Source organism: Variovorax sp. V116 (genome assembly GCF_041154435.1).
GTDB lineage: Bacteria > Pseudomonadota > Gammaproteobacteria > Burkholderiales > Burkholderiaceae_C > Variovorax > Variovorax paradoxus.
Genome location: NZ_AP028661.1, coordinates 2,556,626 through 2,573,175 on the forward strand (window position 1 = coordinate 2,556,626; position 16,550 = coordinate 2,573,175).

15 protein-coding genes and 1 riboswitch are annotated in these 16,550 nt (G+C 69.1%); of the genes, 8 read left to right on the forward strand and 7 right to left on the reverse strand.

The window, feature by feature from the left end; translation table 11 throughout:
- Positions 1-12: 12 nt before the first annotated feature.
- From ACAM58_RS12130 to ACAM58_RS12140, 3 genes are all read left to right on the forward strand, one after another.
- The gene (locus tag ACAM58_RS12130; RefSeq protein ID WP_012747645.1) at positions 13-1,497 is read left to right on the forward strand and encodes a malonyl-CoA decarboxylase; all 1,485 of its coding nucleotides are present in this window, start codon (positions 13-15) and stop codon (positions 1,495-1,497) included.
- Between the two features lie 74 nt (positions 1,498-1,571).
- Positions 1,572-2,561, forward strand: coding sequence for a tripartite tricarboxylate transporter substrate binding protein (locus ACAM58_RS12135; RefSeq protein WP_012747646.1), 990 nt, complete (start codon positions 1,572-1,574; stop codon positions 2,559-2,561).
- 51 nt (positions 2,562-2,612) lie between these two features.
- The gene (locus tag ACAM58_RS12140; RefSeq protein WP_012747647.1) at positions 2,613-4,148 is read left to right on the forward strand and encodes a malonyl-CoA synthase; all 1,536 of its coding nucleotides are present in this window, start codon (positions 2,613-2,615) and stop codon (positions 4,146-4,148) included.
- Here the strand turns inward: ACAM58_RS12140 and ACAM58_RS12145 are convergent.
- The 3 genes from ACAM58_RS12145 to ACAM58_RS12155 all read right to left on the reverse strand — a co-directional run bounded on the left by ACAM58_RS12145 (position 4,145) and on the right by ACAM58_RS12155 (position 8,044).
- The gene (locus ACAM58_RS12145; RefSeq protein WP_012747648.1) at positions 4,145-5,848 is read right to left on the reverse strand and encodes a serine hydrolase; all 1,704 of its coding nucleotides are present in this window, start codon (positions 5,846-5,848) and stop codon (positions 4,145-4,147) included. The two genes, ACAM58_RS12140 and ACAM58_RS12145, sit on opposite strands and share 4 nt — an antisense overlap.
- 64 nt (positions 5,849-5,912) lie before the next feature.
- Positions 5,913-6,974, reverse strand: coding sequence for a phenylacetaldoxime dehydratase family protein (locus ACAM58_RS12150; protein WP_012747649.1), 1,062 nt, complete (start codon positions 6,972-6,974; stop codon positions 5,913-5,915).
- 17 nt (positions 6,975-6,991) lie between these two features.
- Positions 6,992-8,044, reverse strand: a complete 1,053-nt coding sequence (locus ACAM58_RS12155) for a carbon-nitrogen hydrolase family protein (protein WP_012747650.1) — start codon at positions 8,042-8,044, stop codon at positions 6,992-6,994.
- A 171-nt stretch (positions 8,045-8,215) separates the two neighbouring features.
- Between ACAM58_RS12155 and ACAM58_RS12160 the strand changes: the two genes are divergently transcribed.
- Positions 8,216-9,178, forward strand: a complete 963-nt coding sequence (locus ACAM58_RS12160; RefSeq protein ID WP_012747651.1) for a helix-turn-helix domain-containing protein — start codon at positions 8,216-8,218, stop codon at positions 9,176-9,178.
- Between the two features lie 22 nt (positions 9,179-9,200).
- Here ACAM58_RS12160 and ACAM58_RS12165 read toward each other — a convergent pair whose 3' ends face one another.
- The 4 genes from ACAM58_RS12165 to ACAM58_RS12180 form a co-directional block, all read right to left on the reverse strand.
- Positions 9,201-9,626 (reverse strand): universal stress protein, encoded by a 426-nt coding sequence (locus tag ACAM58_RS12165; RefSeq protein WP_012747652.1) that lies wholly within the window; start codon positions 9,624-9,626, stop codon positions 9,201-9,203.
- An 80-nt stretch (positions 9,627-9,706) separates the two neighbouring features.
- On the reverse strand, positions 9,707-10,528 hold the full coding sequence (locus ACAM58_RS12170) for a sulfite exporter TauE/SafE family protein (protein WP_012747653.1): 822 nt from the start codon (positions 10,526-10,528) through the stop codon (positions 9,707-9,709).
- Positions 10,529-10,810: 282 nt separating this feature from the next.
- A complete protein-coding gene (locus ACAM58_RS12175; RefSeq protein ID WP_012747654.1) occupies positions 10,811-11,143 on the reverse strand; it encodes a cell division protein ZapA in 333 nt (110 codons plus the stop codon).
- Positions 11,140-11,364 carry a hypothetical protein gene (locus ACAM58_RS12180; RefSeq protein WP_012747655.1) on the reverse strand — a complete coding sequence of 75 codons (225 nt, stop codon included), beginning with the start codon at positions 11,362-11,364 and terminating at the stop codon, positions 11,140-11,142. The genes ACAM58_RS12175 and ACAM58_RS12180 overlap by 4 nt, the downstream gene beginning before the upstream one ends.
- A 70-nt stretch (positions 11,365-11,434) precedes the next feature.
- Positions 11,435-11,683: riboswitch (cobalamin riboswitch) on the forward strand.
- A gap of 98 nt (positions 11,684-11,781) precedes the next feature.
- On the opposite strand from ACAM58_RS12180, the gene ACAM58_RS12185 reads away from it, so the two are divergent.
- From ACAM58_RS12185 to ACAM58_RS12200, 4 genes are read left to right on the forward strand one after another with little or no spacing between them, the layout of a single operon-like run.
- On the forward strand, positions 11,782-13,722 hold the full coding sequence (locus tag ACAM58_RS12185) for a TonB-dependent receptor (protein WP_041945512.1): 1,941 nt from the start codon (positions 11,782-11,784) through the stop codon (positions 13,720-13,722).
- Positions 13,707-15,116 (forward strand): cobyrinate a,c-diamide synthase, encoded by a 1,410-nt coding sequence (locus ACAM58_RS12190; RefSeq protein ID WP_012747657.1) that lies wholly within the window; start codon positions 13,707-13,709, stop codon positions 15,114-15,116. The genes ACAM58_RS12185 and ACAM58_RS12190 overlap by 16 nt, the downstream gene beginning before the upstream one ends.
- Positions 15,106-15,681 (forward strand): bifunctional adenosylcobinamide kinase/adenosylcobinamide-phosphate guanylyltransferase, encoded by a 576-nt coding sequence (locus ACAM58_RS12195; RefSeq protein WP_012747658.1) that lies wholly within the window; start codon positions 15,106-15,108, stop codon positions 15,679-15,681. Before ACAM58_RS12190 ends, ACAM58_RS12195 begins: the two co-directional genes overlap by 11 nt.
- Complete coding sequence (locus ACAM58_RS12200; RefSeq protein ID WP_012747659.1) at positions 15,678-16,547, forward strand: helical backbone metal receptor; 870 nt, start codon at positions 15,678-15,680, stop codon at positions 16,545-16,547. The genes ACAM58_RS12195 and ACAM58_RS12200 overlap by 4 nt, the downstream gene beginning before the upstream one ends.
- The last annotated feature ends 3 nt before the right edge of the window (positions 16,548-16,550 follow it).

The window sequence follows — 16,550 nt, forward strand, 5'->3', positions numbered from 1 at the left end:
TGGAGCTTGTCGATGAGTGCGACCGAGTGGTTCCAGGCGCGATTGCGCTCTGGCGAAAAGTCCGGCGAAAAGGCCGCAGCCAGGGTGCCCGTGGCATCCGACGGCGCGGCCCGCGGCGCACCCAAGTCGGCCGCAAGACCCAGCATGCGCTCGACCGCCGAGCGGCTGCAGGCCACGCTGCGCAAGGCCGACGAGGCCCTGTCGCCGCGCGCGCTGCGCCGCGTGCTCACGGCGCTGCAGGCGGTGATCGATCCGCGCGTGAGCGAGGTCGAGGGCGGGCGCCGGGCCCATGCCATTGCACGCGAATATGCCGCCGCCACGCCCGAGGAGCGGCGCGACTACTGGGCGCTCATGAGCGAGCATTTCGCGGCCGATCCGCACAAGCTCAAGTCCGCGCGCGACCAGCACCAGGCCGCCGTGGGAACGCCCGACGAAGGACAGGCCGAACTGCGGCTGAGGCGCGCGCTGGTGTCGCCGCGCATGCGCCTCTTGCAGCGTTTTGCAGTCGAGCCCGAGGGCATGCGCTTCCTGGTCGACCTGCGCGCCGAGCTGCTGCCGTTCCTCAAGTCGGACAAGCGGCTGCTCGCGCTCGATGCCGAACTGGAGCACCTGTTCTCCACCTGGTTCGACGTCGCCTTCCTTGAATTGCGACGGATCGACTGGCATTCGCCGGCGTCGCTGATCGAGAAGCTGATCCGCTACGAGGCCGTGCACGACATCAAGAGCTGGACCGACGTGAAGAACCGGCTCGACGACAGCGACCGCCGCTGCTACGGCTTCTTCCATCCGCGGCTGCCCAACGAGCCGCTGATCTTCGTCGAGGTGGCGCTGGTCGACCGTATCAGCGACGGCATCACGCCGCTGCTCGACGAGGCCGCCGTGCCGATCCAGCCGGCCAAGGCCACCACCGCCATCTTCTATTCGATCAGCAACACGCAGACCGGGCTGCGCGGCGTGAGCTTTGGCGATTCGCTCATCAAGCGCGTGGTCGAGACGCTGCAGGAAGAGCTGCCGCGCCTGAAGACCTTTGCCACGCTGTCGCCGATCCCGGGCTTTCGCAGCTGGCTCGCCCGGAATGCCGCCGAGCTGCTGCCGCGCCTGGACGAGAAGCGCGAGGCCGAGCTCGGCCGCCTCGTCGGCTCGCTGCCGCCGACCGCCGAGCGGCTGCTTGCCGCGGTGGAGGCGCCGGCCACGCTCGATGCCAAGTCGCCGCTGCGCCAGTGGCTGCTGCAGGCCGCGGCCGAATACCTGGGCCGCACGCTGGTCGACGGCACGCCGGCCGATCCGGTGGCGCGTTTTCACCTGGGCAACGGCGCGCGCGTGGAGCGCCTCAACTGGGCCGGCGATCCTTCGCCCAAGGGGCTGAAGCAGTCCTACGGCCTGATGGTCAATTACCTCTACGATCTCAAGCGCCTCGACAAGCATCGGGCATGGATCGCCGAGGGCAAGGTGGCGGTTTCGGGGGATGTGGAAAGCCTGTTCTTCAAAAAAGGCTGAGTTCTGGAAAGAAGTCCGGCGCGTGCTGCGCCGGCCCGCATGGTGCGGCAATCTACAACGACAGGAGATGACAGATGACTCAGAGTTTTCAGAGACGCGAGGTGCTGCGCCTGGCCGCGGCCGGTGCCGCCGTTCTGTGCGGCGGGGCAGCGGCGCAGGGAGGTAATTGGCCGACGCGGCCGGTCAACATGGTGGTGCCGTTCCCGGCCGGCGGCGGCACCGACGCCTTCGCGCGCCCGCTCTCGGCCCAGTTCGCCAAGGTCACCGGCCAGACGCTGGTCATCGACAACCGCGGCGGCGCGGGCGGCACCGTGGGGGCCAGCATCGCCGCCAAGGCCCAGCCCGATGGCTACACGCTCTTCATGGGCGCGGTGCACCACGCAATTGCGCCGTCGATCTACCCCAAGCTCGACTACGACCTCGAGAAAGACTTCGTGCCGCTGATGCTGCTGGCCAACGTGCCGCAGGTGGTGGTGGTCAACCCGCGCCGCGTCACGGCCAATACGCTGCAGGAACTCGTGGCCGCCGCCAAGCGCAGCCCCGGCAAGCTCAACTACGGCTCGGCCGGCGCAGGCACCTCGCACCACCTGGCGGGCGAGCTGTTCAAGCTGCAGACCGGCACTTTCATCACGCACATTCCCTACCGCGGCGCGGGGCCGGCGCTGTCCGACCTGATCGCCGGCAACGTCGACCTGATGTTCGACGGCCTCGGCTCCTCGGCCCAGCACATCAAGGGCGGGCGCATCAAGGCGCTGATGGTTGCCGGCAGCAAGCGCAACCCGGCGTTCCCCGACGTGCCCTGTGCGGCCGAGGTCGGCCTGCCCGACTACACGGTCACCACCTGGTACGGCCTGTGGGCGCCCAAGGGCACGCCGGCCGAGCTGCAGGCACGGATCGTCGACAGCATGAAGAAGGCCCTTCAGAGCGACGAGCTCAAGGCCATCTGGGCCCAGAATGGCTCCGAGATCCCGAACCTCACCATGGCCTCGTACGGCGGCTTCGTGAATTCCGAGATCAAGCGCTGGGCCTCGGTGGTGAAGGCCTCGGGCGCCAAGCTCGAGTAGCGGGCGGCAGCCAGCCTCCACGTCACACCGAATATCCGAAGCACCTGCCCGATGAAGACGAAAGCCAATTCCAACCTGTTCGCCGCCCTGCGCGCGGCCTTTCCCGCCGAGCTCGGCCGCACGGCCGTGGAAACCGACAACGGCCTGTTCTATTCGTGGCAGGACCTCGACCGCGCCAGCGCGATGATGGCCAACCTGTTCGGCGCGCTGGGGCTCGCGGAGGGCGCCCGCATCGCGGTGCAGGTCGAGAAATCGGTCGAGGCGATGATCCTCTACCTCGCCACGCTGCGCGCCGGCTACGTGTTCCTGCCGCTCAACACCGCCTACCAGAGCGCCGAGATCGAATACTTCATCGGCAACGCCGAGCCGGCCGTGGTGGTGTGCACCAGCCGCAATGCCGCGTGGGTCGGACCCATCGCGAGCGCGGCGGGCACCCGGCATGTGTTCACGCTGGACGACGACCGCACCGGCACGCTGCTGGAGCTTGCCGCGCAATGCAGCGACCGGCATGAAGCGGCGCGCAAGAACGCGGACGACCTGGCCGCCATCCTCTACACCAGCGGCACCACCGGCCGCAGCAAGGGCGCGATGCTCACGCATGGCAACCTGCTGTCGAACGCCGAGGTGCTCAAGGACTACTGGGGCTGGACGGAGGGCGACGTGCTGATCCACGCGCTGCCGATCTTCCATGTGCACGGCCTCTTCGTTGCGCTCCACGGTGCGCTGCTCAACGGCAGCAAGATGATCTGGTTCTCCAGGTTCGACCCGAAGCGCGCGGTCGAGAAGCTGCCCGAGGCCACCGTGTTCATGGGCGTGCCCACGCTCTATGTGCGCCTGCTGGCCGAGCCCGGCCTCACGCGCGAGGCGGTGCGCGGCATGCGGCTCTTCATCGCCGGTTCCGCGCCGCTGCTCATCGAGACCTTCGAGGAATGGCGCGAGCGCACCGGCCACACCATCCTGGAGCGCTACGGCATGAGCGAAACCATCATGCTCACCTCCAACCCCTACAGCCCCACACAGGGCGAGCGCCGCGGCGGCACCGTCGGCTTTGCGCTGCCGGGCGTGCGGCTGCGCGTGCGCGACGACGCCGGCCGCGACTGCACCACCGACGAGATCGGCAACATCCAGGTCAGCGGCCCGAACGTGTTCGCGGGCTACTGGCGCATGCCGGAGAAGACGAAGGAAGAATTCACCGCCGATGGTTTCTTCAAGACCGGCGACGTCGGCAAGATCGACGGCCGCGGCTACGTCACCATCGTCGGACGCAGCAAGGACCTGATCATCAGCGGCGGCTACAACGTCTATCCCGCCGAGATCGAGGGCTACATCAACGAGCTGCCGGGCGTGGCCGAAAGCGCGGTGGTCGGCGTGCCCCACCCCGACTTCGGCGAGGTGGGCGTGGCCATCGTCATTGCCAAGGGCAATGGGGCGCTCGACCCCGATGCCATCGTGGCGGAGCTCAAGTCGAAGCTCGCGAACTTCAAGATTCCCAAGCGCTGCTTCGTGGTGCCCGAGCTGCCGCGCAACACCATGGGCAAGGTGCAGAAGGCGCTGCTGCGGGAGCAGCACAAGGGGTTGTTCGGCTAGGGCTTTGCCACCTTCGGGGCGAGCGCGGTGACGCGGGGTTCGTGGAAGATCATCGCGTCTACTGCGTCGGGCCAAGGCCGGCGGAATTCCACGCCGAAGCCATCGAGCGTGTCGACGCGGAAGCTGCGTCCATCGGCCGGCAGCAAGCGATAGGTCGGCTGGCCAGGGATCGTCATGGCGAGCTCGCCGCGCGCATCGAGCCTGATCTCGATCACGCGGCCGCTGTGCAGGTAGTCGCCGGCGCACAGCTGCCGAAAGCCCGGGTCCAGCACGTCGCCGGCTGCGACGCGATGGAACACGATGTCGTCCACCATCTCCTCGAACGGTATCTCGATGCGGTCGATGCGGCCTTGCCGGTCGTAGCGGAAGGTGAGCGTCCGGTTGCTGGGGTGCAGCACCGTCGGGCGGTCGGGGGTGATGAACACGTCGTAGTGGCGGTGCTCGAGCTTCTCCTCGACACCGCGCCAGCGCCATGCGAGCCCGTCCGCCTCCCGGTCGATGCGCAGGCGCCCGTAGGCCGGATGCTCGTAGTCGCCGACATGCTCGTCGAGCGGATGGCTCGGCTGGGTTCCGCTCCTGCGGACTTCCGCGCTCACCTTCCTGTCGAGCGCCTGCTGTTCGATGGCCTGCCTGCGCTTGGGTGCCAGGCGCCCGAACCAGTCGACCGTCTCGCGGCCGCAGATGCGGTCGAGCACCGCATAGGTGAGGATCGCGTGCACGCTCCCCGGCGTGCGGTTCGTCAGCACCACGACGCCTGCACGGCGCTCGGGCTGCATCGTCATGAGCGTGCTCCAGCCGGTCCACGAGCCCGAGTGCGCGACGATGCGCTCGCCGCGGTACTGCTCGCAGAAGAGGCCGAGGCCGTAGTGCGAGTCGCCGATCTCGGCGTAGGGGGAGCGCCCCATGTGCACGCGCGGGATCGTCATTTCGCGCAGCGCCTGGGTCGAAAGCAGTTGCTGCCCATGCGCCTTGCCATCGAGGAGAAAGCGCGCCCATTTCGCAAGATCGGCCACCGAGGCGTTGATGCCGCCGGCCGGCGTCGCGCGGATCGGCGACAGCGGCGTGCGGTAGCGCTCGTCGCCATCCATCGCATGCGGACGGGCGGCGTCTTCGGCGGCCGCGAGGGCCTCGATGGAGAAGCCGAAGTGGCTGAAGCCCAGCGGCTTCATCAGGCGCTCGGTGGTGAAGTCCTGGTAGCTCCGGCCGCTGATGCGCTCGGTGACCATGCCGGCGGCCAGGTAGCCGAGGTTCGAGTACTGGAAGGCGTCGCGCAGGTCCTTGTTCGGCGCCAGGTGCCTGAGGGCGGCCAGCATCTGCGCGTTGCTCAGGTCGCCGGGCATGTGGATCCAGTCATGCCGCGGCAGCCCGCTGTGGTGGCACAGCAGGTCGCGCACGGTCAGCCGCTCGGTCGCCACCGGATCGTGCAGGCGGAATTCGGGAATCACCTCGCGCACCGGCCGGTCCCAGTCGAGCTTGCGTTCGTCCACCAGCAGGCCGAGACCGGCCGCGGTGAACGACTTGGTGATCGAGCACAGCAGGAATTGCGTGTCGATGGTCACGGGCAGGCCCGTGTCGGTGTCGCGCACGCCATAGCCCTTGAGCACGGCGATCTCGCCATCCTGGATGACGGCCAGCGCGAGTCCCGGTACCTTCCATTCCTGCATCGAGGCTTCGACGAGACTGTCGAGATCGCTCCACATGGTCGGGGTCCTTGCCTTTGTGTAGGGCCGCGCATCCTACGGCATCCCCGGAGCGAGGGGCCCGCTACACCTCGCCCAGCCCGTTCATGAGCCCGCTGCCCGCATGGCAGTTGATGTATTCGTAGCTCTGTTCGTCGGCCTTCAGCACCGACACCTCGTGGTACACGCGCAGCTGCAGCTGGAAGTTCAGTGCCTGCACGTAGCGCATGAAGCTGCCGAAGATCGCGACGTGCGTGGGATGCGACTCGGCCCAGCGCTCCATGTCGGCGAGCGAGTGCCAGAAGCTCAGGCCGAAGGATTTCTCCAGCGGCGCCCCCTTGGCATCGAGGTGCTGCATGTAGCGGTTGCTGTAGCAGCCGATGTGAAGCCCCTGGTCGCGCAGGAAGTCCATGCCTTCGCGCAGCACGGGTTCCATCTCGCCGAGATAGAGCGCGCGTTCCTGTCCCGTGGTGTCGGCCCACTCCTGGCCGGAGCGGATCATGGCGATGTTCTCGTGGCCTGCGATGCGCACGCGCTGGCCGGGTGCCGGCGCGCCGGCAATGACGGCGCGCGTGCCCGAGGGCGCCATGGCGTCGGTCTGTGACAGCGGAATGCGGTCGCGCATCGAACCCCAGTAGCCGTGCTCCTGCAGTTCGCCGCTCACGCCGCCCATCACCACGCCCACGCCTTCGAGGCGGTCGGGCGTGTTGAACATGGTCTCGAAGTGCTCGGCGCGCGGCGCAACGATTTCGCGGAAGTAGCCGAGGCCGTCCGCCAGCCGCTCGTCGGAGCGCCACCAGGCATCGACCTCGGGCGCCGTGCACCAGCGCGCATGGGCCGCAGGGTCGTTCCAGTAGGCGATGGCGACCATGTTGTCGCAGCCGGCGGCGTCGACATGGTGCGCGAAGTCGTGGTGGCCGGGCCCGTCGGGCAGCGCAAAGCCGGCGGCGATCTTCATCAGCGCCGCACACGCGCGGCCCTGCATCCCGGCGCCGCGCGACTGCACGCCGAAGTAGCCCATCACGACCTGCCTGACCGCGCCCGGCGCGCGCGCCGACCAGGCGGGGTAGGGCGGCGCGTAGTCGTCCTCCACGCGGCGATGGCGCGTGCGGGGGCACTTCAGGTGCTCGGCAATGGCGGATTCCATGGCGTGGCTCCGGTGCTTCAGGCCGCCAGCGGCTGCTGGCGCGCGGCCGCCGGTGCCGGCTCGGGTGCGGCGACGATGGCCTCGAAGGCACCGCGCTCGACCTCGGGCGCACGCTGCAGCACCACGGGTTCGCGGCGCGTCTTGTTCAACAGCAACTGCGTGACGTCGGGCCGCGAGTAGTGGCCGCTCGGGTCGGCGGCCGCCTTGGAGAGCGCGATCATCCCCAGGTCGATGTCCGCAATCACCAGCCCCTCCTGGTCTTCGGCCAGCGGCGTGCCCAGCGGCGAACCGTCGGGCGCATAGATGCGCGCAAAGCCGCCGCCCACGCGCAGCATCTGCTGCTTGCCGGCGTCGGTGCACATCAGCTCGCTCATGGACTGCGAAACCGTGGCGCACGGCGCAATCACGAAGCACTGGCCCTCGGCCGCGTACACCTGGCTCGCGGCGTTGTTGAGTTCGGGGCCGAGCGCATAGGCCGCGCCGCGATAGAGCGAAAAGCTCGGCCAGGCGCCGCAGTGGATCTGCTCGTTCTGCGCATACATCGCGTACTTGCTGAGCGGCTGAAGATGCTCCCAGCACGAGAGCGATCCGATGTTGCCGATGGGCGTTTCGACCACGGCCAGGTCCGAGCCGTCGCCCTCGCCGAACACGGTGCGCTCCACATGCGTGGGCTTGAGCTTGCGGCGCGTCTGCACCGTGCGGCCCTGGTCGTCGATCAGCGCCTGCGCAATGTAGAGGCTGCCGGCGGCCTTTTCGCTGTAGCCGAGCGAAACCCAGATGTTGTGCTTGCGCGCGGCCTCCCGGACGCGGTCGAATTCGGCCGAGCCCACGACCAGTGCGTTGTCGTGGTAGCGCTGCACGAACTGCATGCCCCAGGCCGGCGAGTCGAGCCAGATCCACCACGGGTAGCCGGGCACCCAGGTCTCGGGAAAGGCGATGAGCTTCACGCCCTGGCCGGCGGCCTGGGCCATGAGGTCGATGGTCTTGTCGATGGTGCCGTCGAGATCGAGGAACACGGGCGCTGCCTGCACGGCGGCAACGCGGAGCTTGGGGTGAACGGTGGCGGGCATGGCGGGGTCTCCGGAAACGGGTTGAAAGAAACAACTTCGCACACCTCGCACCGGGTTTGCGCGGTGGCATGCGGGTTGCTTCAAGCGTAGATTCGCCGCCGCGAAACGCCTTGACCCGAACTTGCGGCGTTCTTGTTCCAGCGTTGCAGGCCGACTTCCGAAGGAACCCCGATGACCCCGTTGCTCAGCACCGATGCCGTTCCGCGCGGCCAGCGGCTCGCCTACTGGACCGACATGATCTGCAACGTCTACGTGCAGCTCGGATGCGATCCGGTGCGCGAAGGCGATAGCGGCAATTTCGAAGGCAGCATCCGCCAGCACACGCTGCCGAGCCTGGACGTGTCGGTGGTCAGGTCAGGACCGCAGAAGGTGATGCGCACGCCGGGCCACATCTCGCGCTCGGGCGACGACTGCTTTCTGGTCAGCATCCAGGCGCGCGGCCAGGGCGTGGTGCGGCAGGATGGGCGCGACGCCGTGCTGGCGGCGGGCGACTTCGCGCTGTACGACAGCACGCGGCCCTACCAGCTGCTGTTCGACGACAGCTTCGAGCAGATCGTGCTCAAGCTGCCGGGCGAGCGCCTGCGCAGCGAGCTGCACCACACCGAAGCGCTGACGGCCACCACCGTGTCGGGGCGCGAGGGCGCGGGGCACCTGCTGCTGGGCATGATCCGCACGCTGCGCGAGGACATCGACACCTTGCAGCCGGCGTCGGCCCTGGCGGTGGCCAACGGCGTGCAGAGCATTCTCGTGGCCGGGCTGCAGACGCTGCCCGCGGCGCGCTCACCGGGCCTGAGCAGTCTCACGGCCTACCACCTGGCCCGCGTGAAGCGGCGCATCGACGAGCAGTTGGCGGATCCTTCGCTGTCGGTGGGAAGCCTCGCGGCGCAGCTGGGCGTCTCGGCGAGCCACATCCACCGCGTCTTCAAGAGCGAGCCGCTCACGCCTTCGCAGTACATCTGGGAGCGCCGGCTCGAAGCCTGCAGCCGCGACCTGCTCGAGGCGCGCCTGGCCGGCCGGCCCGTGGCCGAGATTGCCTACGGCCGCGGCTTCAACGACGCGGCGCATTTCAGCCGCGCGTTCCGCGAACGCTTCGGCTGCTCGCCGCGCGAATGGCGGCAGCAGCGCGTGCAATAAAAAGGGGAAGAGAAAAACCCGGCTACTGCACCAGCAGCACCGAGGTGTCGGTCTCGGAGATCACCTTGGTGGCCACCGAGCCCATCAGCGCGCGGCCGAAGATGCCGTGGCCATGGGTGCCGAGCACGATCAGCTGCGCATGCGCCGCGGCCGCCGACTTGAGGATTTCCTCGGCCGCATGGCCATGGCGCTTGTCGATCGTGTAGTTGCTCACGCCGTTCTGCGCAAGCAATGCCGCCACGGGTTCGAGCACCTTGGCGTTCTCCTCGGCGTAGTAGTCGGCGATGACCTCCTTGCTGAGGTGGCGCGCCACGTGCCCCGAGATGCCGGTGCTGACATGCACGATGACCAGCTCATGGCCATCCACGAACATCGCGCGGTTGGCCAGCAGGTAATTGAGCGCCTTCTGCGTGTAGGCGCTGCCGTCGACAGCAATGAGGATTTTCATGCGCCCGTTATACGGCCGGGCCTGCCGCCTCGCAACGGATCCCACCCGGGACCCGAGGGGCTTTCAACGCGCCCGGCGGCTCAGCCCTGCAGGCCCTTCCAGAGCATGTAGGCCGCCAGCAGGTACAGGATGCTCGCAAATACGCGCTTGAGCTTCTTCACCGGCAGGTTGTGCGCCGCCTTCGCGCCGAGCGGCGCAGTGAGCACGCTGCACAGCGCAATGACCACCAGCGCGGGCAGCCAGATGTAGCCGAACGAGCCGGCCGGAAGGCCCTGCACCGACTGCCCGCTCACCACGTAGCCCAGCACGTTGGCCACCGCAATCGGAAAGCCGAGCGCGGCGCTGGTGGCCACGGCGTTGTGGATGGAGATGTTGCACCAGGTCATGAACGGCACGCTGACAAAGCCGCCGCCCGCGCCGACCAGGCCCGAGATGAAGCCGATGGCGCCGCCCGCCGACAGCTGCCCCGCGGTGCCCGGCATCTGGCGCGTGGGCTTGGGCTTGCGGTCGAGGAACATCTGCGTGGCCGAGAAGCCCACGAACAGCGCAAAGACGATGGCCAGCACCGTGCCCTTGAGCAGCGCGAACACGCCCAGGCTGCCCAGCAGGCTGCCGATGACGATGCCGGGCGCCAGGCGCCGCACGATGTCCCAGCGCACCGCGCCGCGCTTGTGATGGGCGCGCACGCTGGACACCGAGGTGAAGATGATCGTGGCCATCGAGGTGGCGATCGCCATCTTCACGGCAAGATCGGAGGCCACCCCGCGGTGCCCCATGATGATCGTGATGAACGGCACCATGAGCATCCCGCCGCCGATGCCCAGCAGGCCCGCCAGGAAACCGGTGCCCAGGCCGAGCGCGGCCAATTCGGCGATCAGGAGGGGGTCGAGCAGGGAAGTCACGCAGCGGAGCCTTGAAAAAAAGCAACGGCCCCGTGCAGCGCATGCAGGGGCCGTATGAACGGAAAAAGGTGTCTGCAAGTGGGCGCCGAACCCGCATCCTGAACCAGGGTTCAGGTGGGCGAGGGCAGCAAGACTTCGGGTTCATCTGACGCGAGATGATCACACCCGTCAAGCGATGTACCAAGCCCGGCTCCGGAGAGCATTGGAACAAGGAAATATTAAGCCCGACGCGCACCGCAGACAGTTCGGATTTTACGCCCCGGACGGGCCGGGTGCTTCCGCTCAGAGTAAATGGTCATCGCCCGCGAGGGCTTGATCGAGTTTCTGAATGAGCTGGGCGGCCTTGGCATCGGCGTCGCCGCCCTCTGCCGAGGAGGCCGCGGCCAGGGGAGGCGGCGCGGCCGCGGCGGCCGCCTGCTGGGCCGCCAGGTCGAAAGCCAGGTTCAGCGAAGCGAGCACCGCGATGCGGTCGCGCGCCTTCACCTTGCCCGCATCGCGGATCTTGCACATGGCCGCGTCCACGCGCTCGACGGCTTCGCGCAGCTGCGCCTCGCCGCCTTCGGGGCAGCCGAGCAGATAGCTCTGGCCCATGATCTGAACTTCAATCTGCTTCATGCGGGGGAATCTTGGGAAGGTGGTTCGGCCGGCAGCCGCTCGAGCAGCGCATCGAGGCGCGTGCGGGCCGCGGCCAGCCGCGACTTCAACGCGTCGCGCTCGCGCGTGAGCGCTTCGACCTGCTCCTGCAGCAGCGCATTGGTGCGCTGCACCTCTTCATGACGCACGAGCAGGCGTTCCACACGCTCGGCGATCTGGTCGATGGGGCTGGAGGCGGGCATGGTTGGCGATTGTAGTTTCCCCGGCGGACGGCAGGCGGCGCAACTTTTGGCTTACTGCGCTGGCCGAGGCCCTAAAATCCTGCGCGTTGGTGCCTGCGGCGTGGTTCACACGCCGCGGTTCAACGGGAAGCAGGAGTGAACGCCCCCGGAAACGGAACAGGGCCGAAGCCGCCTGCGCTGCCCCCGCAACGGTCAAGCAGTCGACGCCGCAAGCGTCAACCTCATCCATCAAGCCACTGGGTGCCCTGAAACAGGCGCCTGGGAAGGCGGTGGGGTCGCACTGCCAGCCCGGATACCGGCCAACAAGGCGGCTGCCGCATGCGCGATCGATTTTCGATTCGGCGCGCAAGGCAGCCATTGCGCCCAAGCGCCGGCGGGGAAGCCGGCGACGGGCATAGACGTTCGTTCGCTCCATTCATGACTTCCTGTGGTTTCCTTTCCCTCGGCCGTGCGCCTGCGCGCCGCCGCCTTGCCTGCCTGCCGCTCGCGCTGGCCTCTGCTTTCGGCGGCATGGCGCTGCTTCAACTGCCGGCCGTCGCGCATGCCCAGCAGGATGCGCCGGCACTCGGCGAAACCGTGGTCACCGCCAACCGCACGCCGCAGCCGCTGTCGGACCTCGTGGGCGACGTGTCCGTGGTCGACCGCCAGACCATCGAGCGCAGCGGCGCGGTCGGCGTGGCCGACGTGCTGGCGCGCCTGCCCGGCATCGAGATCACGCGCAACGGCAGCGTGGGCAACACCACCAGCCTGTACATCCGCGGCGCCGAGACCCGCTTCACGGCCGTCTACGTCGACGGCGTGCGCGTCGATTCGCAATCGACCGGCGGTGCCGGCTGGGAAAGCATTCCGCTCTCGCAGATCGACCGCATCGAAGTGCTGCGCGGCCCGGCCGCCGCGGTGTACGGCTCCGATGCCGTGGGCGGCGTGATCCAGCTCTTCACCAGGCGCGGCGAAGAAGGCGTGGCGCCTTACGCGGGCATCGGCTTCGGCAGCCACGGCCTGCGCAAGGCGGAGGCGGGCGTGAGCGGCAAGTCGGGCGCCTTCGACTATTCGCTGGGCGCGGCGCACGAGGAAAGCCGGGGCTTCAACGTGCTGCCGATGGACAAGCGCACGCCCTCCAAGGACGGCTTCACCAGCCCCGACCGCGACGGCTACCGCAGCAATTCCGGCAACCTGCGCCTGGGCTACCAGCTCACGCCGAACCAGCGGCTGGAAGCCACGCTGCTGTACAGCGACATGGAAGCCGGCTACGACCCGCCGGTGAGCTTCAGGACCAAGCCGCCGATCCTCTTCCGGAACGACATCTCGAACAACACGCTGCGCACGGCCGGGCTCTCGTGGTCGGCCAAGTGGAACGACATCTACAGCACGCGCGTGCAGGTCACCGATTCGCAGTCGGTCTACAAGACCCAGCCTTCGTTCTACCGCACCGAAACCAATCTGCGCGGCTACCTGTTCCAGAACGAATTCCGCTTCGGCCCGCACCTGGTGACGGCCACGCTCGAGCGCCGCGAAGACGCGCTCGAGAATGCGCCCACCATCAGCAGCGGCCTGCTCTCGAGCAAGCGCTCGCAGGACGCGGTCTCGCTCGGCTATGGCTTCGTGCAGGGCGCGCATTCGCTCCAGCTGCATGTGCGCCATGACGACGACAGCGAATTCGGCGGCAAGGCCACCGGCAGCGCCGCCTACGGCTACGCGATCACGCCGCGCCTGCGCGCCACCGTCTCGGCCGGCACCGCCTTCCGCGCGCCCACGCTCTACCAGCGCTTCAGCGAATACGGCGTGGCCAGCCTCAAGCCCGAGTCGAGCCGCAACGTCGAACTCGGCCTGCAGTACACCGACGGCGGCACGCATGCGGGCATCGTCGTCTACCAGAACCGCGTCGAGAACCTGATCGTGTTCGACGGTTCGGCCACCAACTGCCGCTCCGGCTTCGGCTGCTATGCCAGCACCGCGCGCGCCCGCTACCAGGGCGTGACGCTGTCGGGCGGGCACCGCATCGGTGACGTGAGCCTGCGCGCATCGCTCGACTTCCAGGACCCGCGCGACCTCGACACCGACCACCTGCTGGCCCGCCGCGCGCGCCGCCACGGCACGCTGGGCGCCGACTGGCGCATTGCCGGCTGGACGCTGGGCGCCGAGCTGCAATCGTCGAGCAAGCGCTTCGACGACGCGGCCAACACCCGCACGCTGGGCGGCTACACCGTGCTGAACCTGGTGGCCAGCACGCAGATCACGCGCGACATCGGCCTGGTGGCCCGCGTCGACAATGTGGGCGACAAGGACTACACGCTTGCACGCGGCTACGCCACCGGCGGCCGCAACGCATACATCGGCCTGAAGTGGACACCGCAATAAGCCAGCCCCGCAACAACGGCGAACCGATCGCCGCGCACAGCTGCGCCGCCGTGCTGGTGGCGGCACCGGCTTCGGGGCAGGGCAAGACCACCGTCGCGGCCGCGCTGGCGCGCCTGCACGCGCGCCAGGGCCGGCGCGTGCGGGTCTTCAAGTGCGGGCCCGACTTTCTCGACCCGTACTGGCTGGCGCTTGCCAGCGGCGCGCCGGTGCATTCGCTCGACCTCTGGATGACCGGCGAGGCCGACTGCCGCCGGCGGCTGCATGCGGCCGCGGCCGAGGCCGACCTGCTGATCGTCGAGGGCGTCATGGGCCTGTTCGACGGCAGCCCCAGCGCGGCGGACCTGGCCGAGCGCTTCGGCCTGCCGGTGCTGGCCGTGATCGATGCGCAGGCCATGGCCGGCACCTTCGGCGCGCTGGCCTACGGCCTGCAGAACTTCCGTCCCGCGCTGCCCTGGGCCGGCGTGCTGGCCAACCGCGTGGCCGGCGAGCGGCATGCCGGCATGCTGAAGGAGGCCTTGCGCGAACCGGCGCAGTGGCTCGGCAGCCTGCCGCGCGGCGCCGGTTTCGAACTGCCCGAGCGGCACCTGGGGCTGGTCGCTGCGCATGAACTCGGCGACGCGACGGCGCGGCTCGATGCGGCGGCCGACGCGATGGCCGCCACGCCCCTGGGCAAGCGGCCGCTTTCCGATTGGCCGCAGGTGCGCTTCGAGGCTGCCGCGGCCGAGCCGCCGGCGCGCATCGATCCGCTGCTGCAGGGGCGCACCATCGCGGTCGCGCGCGATGCGGCCTTTGCCTTCATCTATCCGGCCAACCTCGACGTGCTTGCGGCGCTGGGCGCGCGGGTCGTGTTCTTCTCTCCGCTCGCCGGCGATGCGTTGCCCGCATGCGATGCGCTCTGGCTGCCCGGCGGCTACCCCGAGCTGCATGCGAAGGCGCTGTCCGCCAGCGAATCCCTGCGCGCGTCGCTGGCCGCGCACGCCGCCGCGGGCAAGCCGGTATGGGCCGAGTGCGGCGGCATGATGTCGCTGTTCGAGCAACTGGAAACGGCCGATGGCGCATCGCACGCGCTCTGGGGGCTGCTGCCGGGCCGGGTCGCGATGCACAAGCGGCTGTCCGGCCTCGGGCCGCAGCAGCTCACACTGGGTGCCCACACGCTGCGCGGCCACACCTTTCACTATTCGAGCTGCGAAACGCCGCTGGTGCCGGCGGCCTTCACCGGCAGGCCCGGCGCGGACGCCCGCGCGGGAGAGGCCTTCTATGTGCACGGCCCGGTGCGGGCGAGCTATTTTCATGCGTGGTTCGCGTCCAGCCCCGAAGCCACGGCCAGGCTGTTCGGCGCGATGCCGATCGAGCTCGAACACGAAACCCCGGAGGCCGATGCGCATGCGCGTTGAACATGAATTCATCCTCGGCGGCCAGAAGAGCGGCAAGTCGCGCCGCGCCGAGCAGCGCGCCGCCGACTGGCTGGCCGAGGCGCCCGCCATGCGGCGCGCCGTGCTGATTGCCACCGCCCAGGCGCATGACGAAGAGATGCAGGAGCGCATCGTGCGCCACCAGGCCGACCGCGCCCGCCGCGTGCCCGCCATGCGAACCGTGGAAGAACCCGTCGAACTGGCGCGCGCCATCGTCACGCAGAGTTCGCCCGACACGCTGGTGGTGGTCGACTGCCTCACGCTCTGGCTCACCAACCTGCTGATGCCGCTGCGCTGCGAGACCGCGCAGCCGGTCACGCGCACGCCGGCGGCGCATGCCGCGATGCTGCTGATGGCGCTGCGCGAAGCGCGCGGGCCGGTGGTGCTGGTCGGCAACGAGATCGGGCTGGGCGTGATTCCGCTCGGCCGCGAAACGCGCGCCTTCGTCGATGCGCTGGGCCGCATGAACCAGGACGTGGCGGCCGCCTGCGACCGCGTCACGCTGATGGCGGCCGGCTTGCCGCTGACCCTGAAGGCACCCGCATGACCGCCCGCTGGATTCGGTGCTTGTCCGCGGCGCTTGGCCTCGGCCTCTTCGCGCTGGCCGCGCATGCCATCGACGTGGTCGACGAGCGCGGCGTGACGGTGAGCCTGCCGCAGCCGCCGCAGCGCATCGTCACGCTGCTGCCGTCGCTGACCGAAGGCGTCTGCGCGCTGGGTGCGTGTTCGCGGCTGGTGGGCGTCGACAACTATTCCAATTCGCCCGACGCGGTGCGCGCCTTGCCGCAGCTGGGCGGCGGGCTCGACCCGAACGTCGAAGCCATCGTGGCGCTGCGGCCCGATGCGGTGCTGCTCGCCAAGTCCTCGCGCGTGACGCAGCGGCTCGAGGCGCTGGGCCTCAAGGTGCTGGTGCTCGAACCCAAGAGCCATGCCGACGTGCGGCGCGTGCTCGACAAGCTCGACCAGGTGCTCGGCACCCGCGAGGCGCCGAACATCTGGCGCGCGATCGATGCGGGCGTGTCGGCCGCCGCGCAGTCGCTGCCGGCCGGGGCGAGGGGCCAGCGCGTCTACTTCGAGGTCAACAGCGCGCCCTATGCGGCCGGCGAGTCGTCTTTCATCGGCGAGACGCTCGCGCGCCTGGGCATGAAGAACATCGTGCCGGCTTCGCTCGGGCCCTTTCCCAAGCTCAACCCCGAATACGTGGTGCGCGCCAATCCCGATCTCATCATGGTCAGCGTGCGCAGCGCGGCGGGCATGGAGCAGCGCCCGGGCTGGGGCGGCATCCGCGCGGTGCGCGAGGGGCGCATCTGCCGCTTCGACGCCGCGCAGTCGGACGTGCTCGTGCGTCCCGGCCCGCGCATGGACGAAGCCGCACGGCTGATGGCGCGCTGCATCGCCGAGAAGGCCGGCTGAGCG

What these genes read in the sequence shown, in the direction of transcription:
- ACAM58_RS12130 (WP_012747645.1), top strand. Translation starts at nt 13, where the DNA reads ATGAGTGCGACCGAGTGGTTCCAGGCGCGATTGCGCTCTGGCGAAAAG.
- ACAM58_RS12135 (WP_012747646.1), top strand. Translation starts at nt 1,572, where the DNA reads ATGACTCAGAGTTTTCAGAGACGCGAGGTGCTGCGCCTGGCCGCGGCC.
- ACAM58_RS12140 (WP_012747647.1), top strand. Translation starts at nt 2,613, where the DNA reads ATGAAGACGAAAGCCAATTCCAACCTGTTCGCCGCCCTGCGCGCGGCC.
- ACAM58_RS12145 (WP_012747648.1), bottom strand. Translation starts at nt 5,848, where the DNA reads ATGTGGAGCGATCTCGACAGTCTCGTCGAAGCCTCGATGCAGGAATGG.
- ACAM58_RS12150 (WP_012747649.1), bottom strand. Translation starts at nt 6,974, where the DNA reads ATGGAATCCGCCATTGCCGAGCACCTGAAGTGCCCCCGCACGCGCCAT.
- ACAM58_RS12155 (WP_012747650.1), bottom strand. Translation starts at nt 8,044, where the DNA reads ATGCCCGCCACCGTTCACCCCAAGCTCCGCGTTGCCGCCGTGCAGGCA.
- ACAM58_RS12160 (WP_012747651.1), top strand. Translation starts at nt 8,216, where the DNA reads ATGACCCCGTTGCTCAGCACCGATGCCGTTCCGCGCGGCCAGCGGCTC.
- ACAM58_RS12165 (WP_012747652.1), bottom strand. Translation starts at nt 9,626, where the DNA reads ATGAAAATCCTCATTGCTGTCGACGGCAGCGCCTACACGCAGAAGGCG.
- ACAM58_RS12175 (WP_012747654.1), bottom strand. Translation starts at nt 11,143, where the DNA reads ATGAAGCAGATTGAAGTTCAGATCATGGGCCAGAGCTATCTGCTCGGC.
- ACAM58_RS12180 (WP_012747655.1), bottom strand. Translation starts at nt 11,364, where the DNA reads ATGCCCGCCTCCAGCCCCATCGACCAGATCGCCGAGCGTGTGGAACGC.
- ACAM58_RS12185 (WP_041945512.1), top strand. Translation starts at nt 11,782, where the DNA reads ATGACTTCCTGTGGTTTCCTTTCCCTCGGCCGTGCGCCTGCGCGCCGC.
- ACAM58_RS12195 (WP_012747658.1), top strand. Translation starts at nt 15,106, where the DNA reads ATGCGCGTTGAACATGAATTCATCCTCGGCGGCCAGAAGAGCGGCAAG.
- ACAM58_RS12200 (WP_012747659.1), top strand. Translation starts at nt 15,678, where the DNA reads ATGACCGCCCGCTGGATTCGGTGCTTGTCCGCGGCGCTTGGCCTCGGC.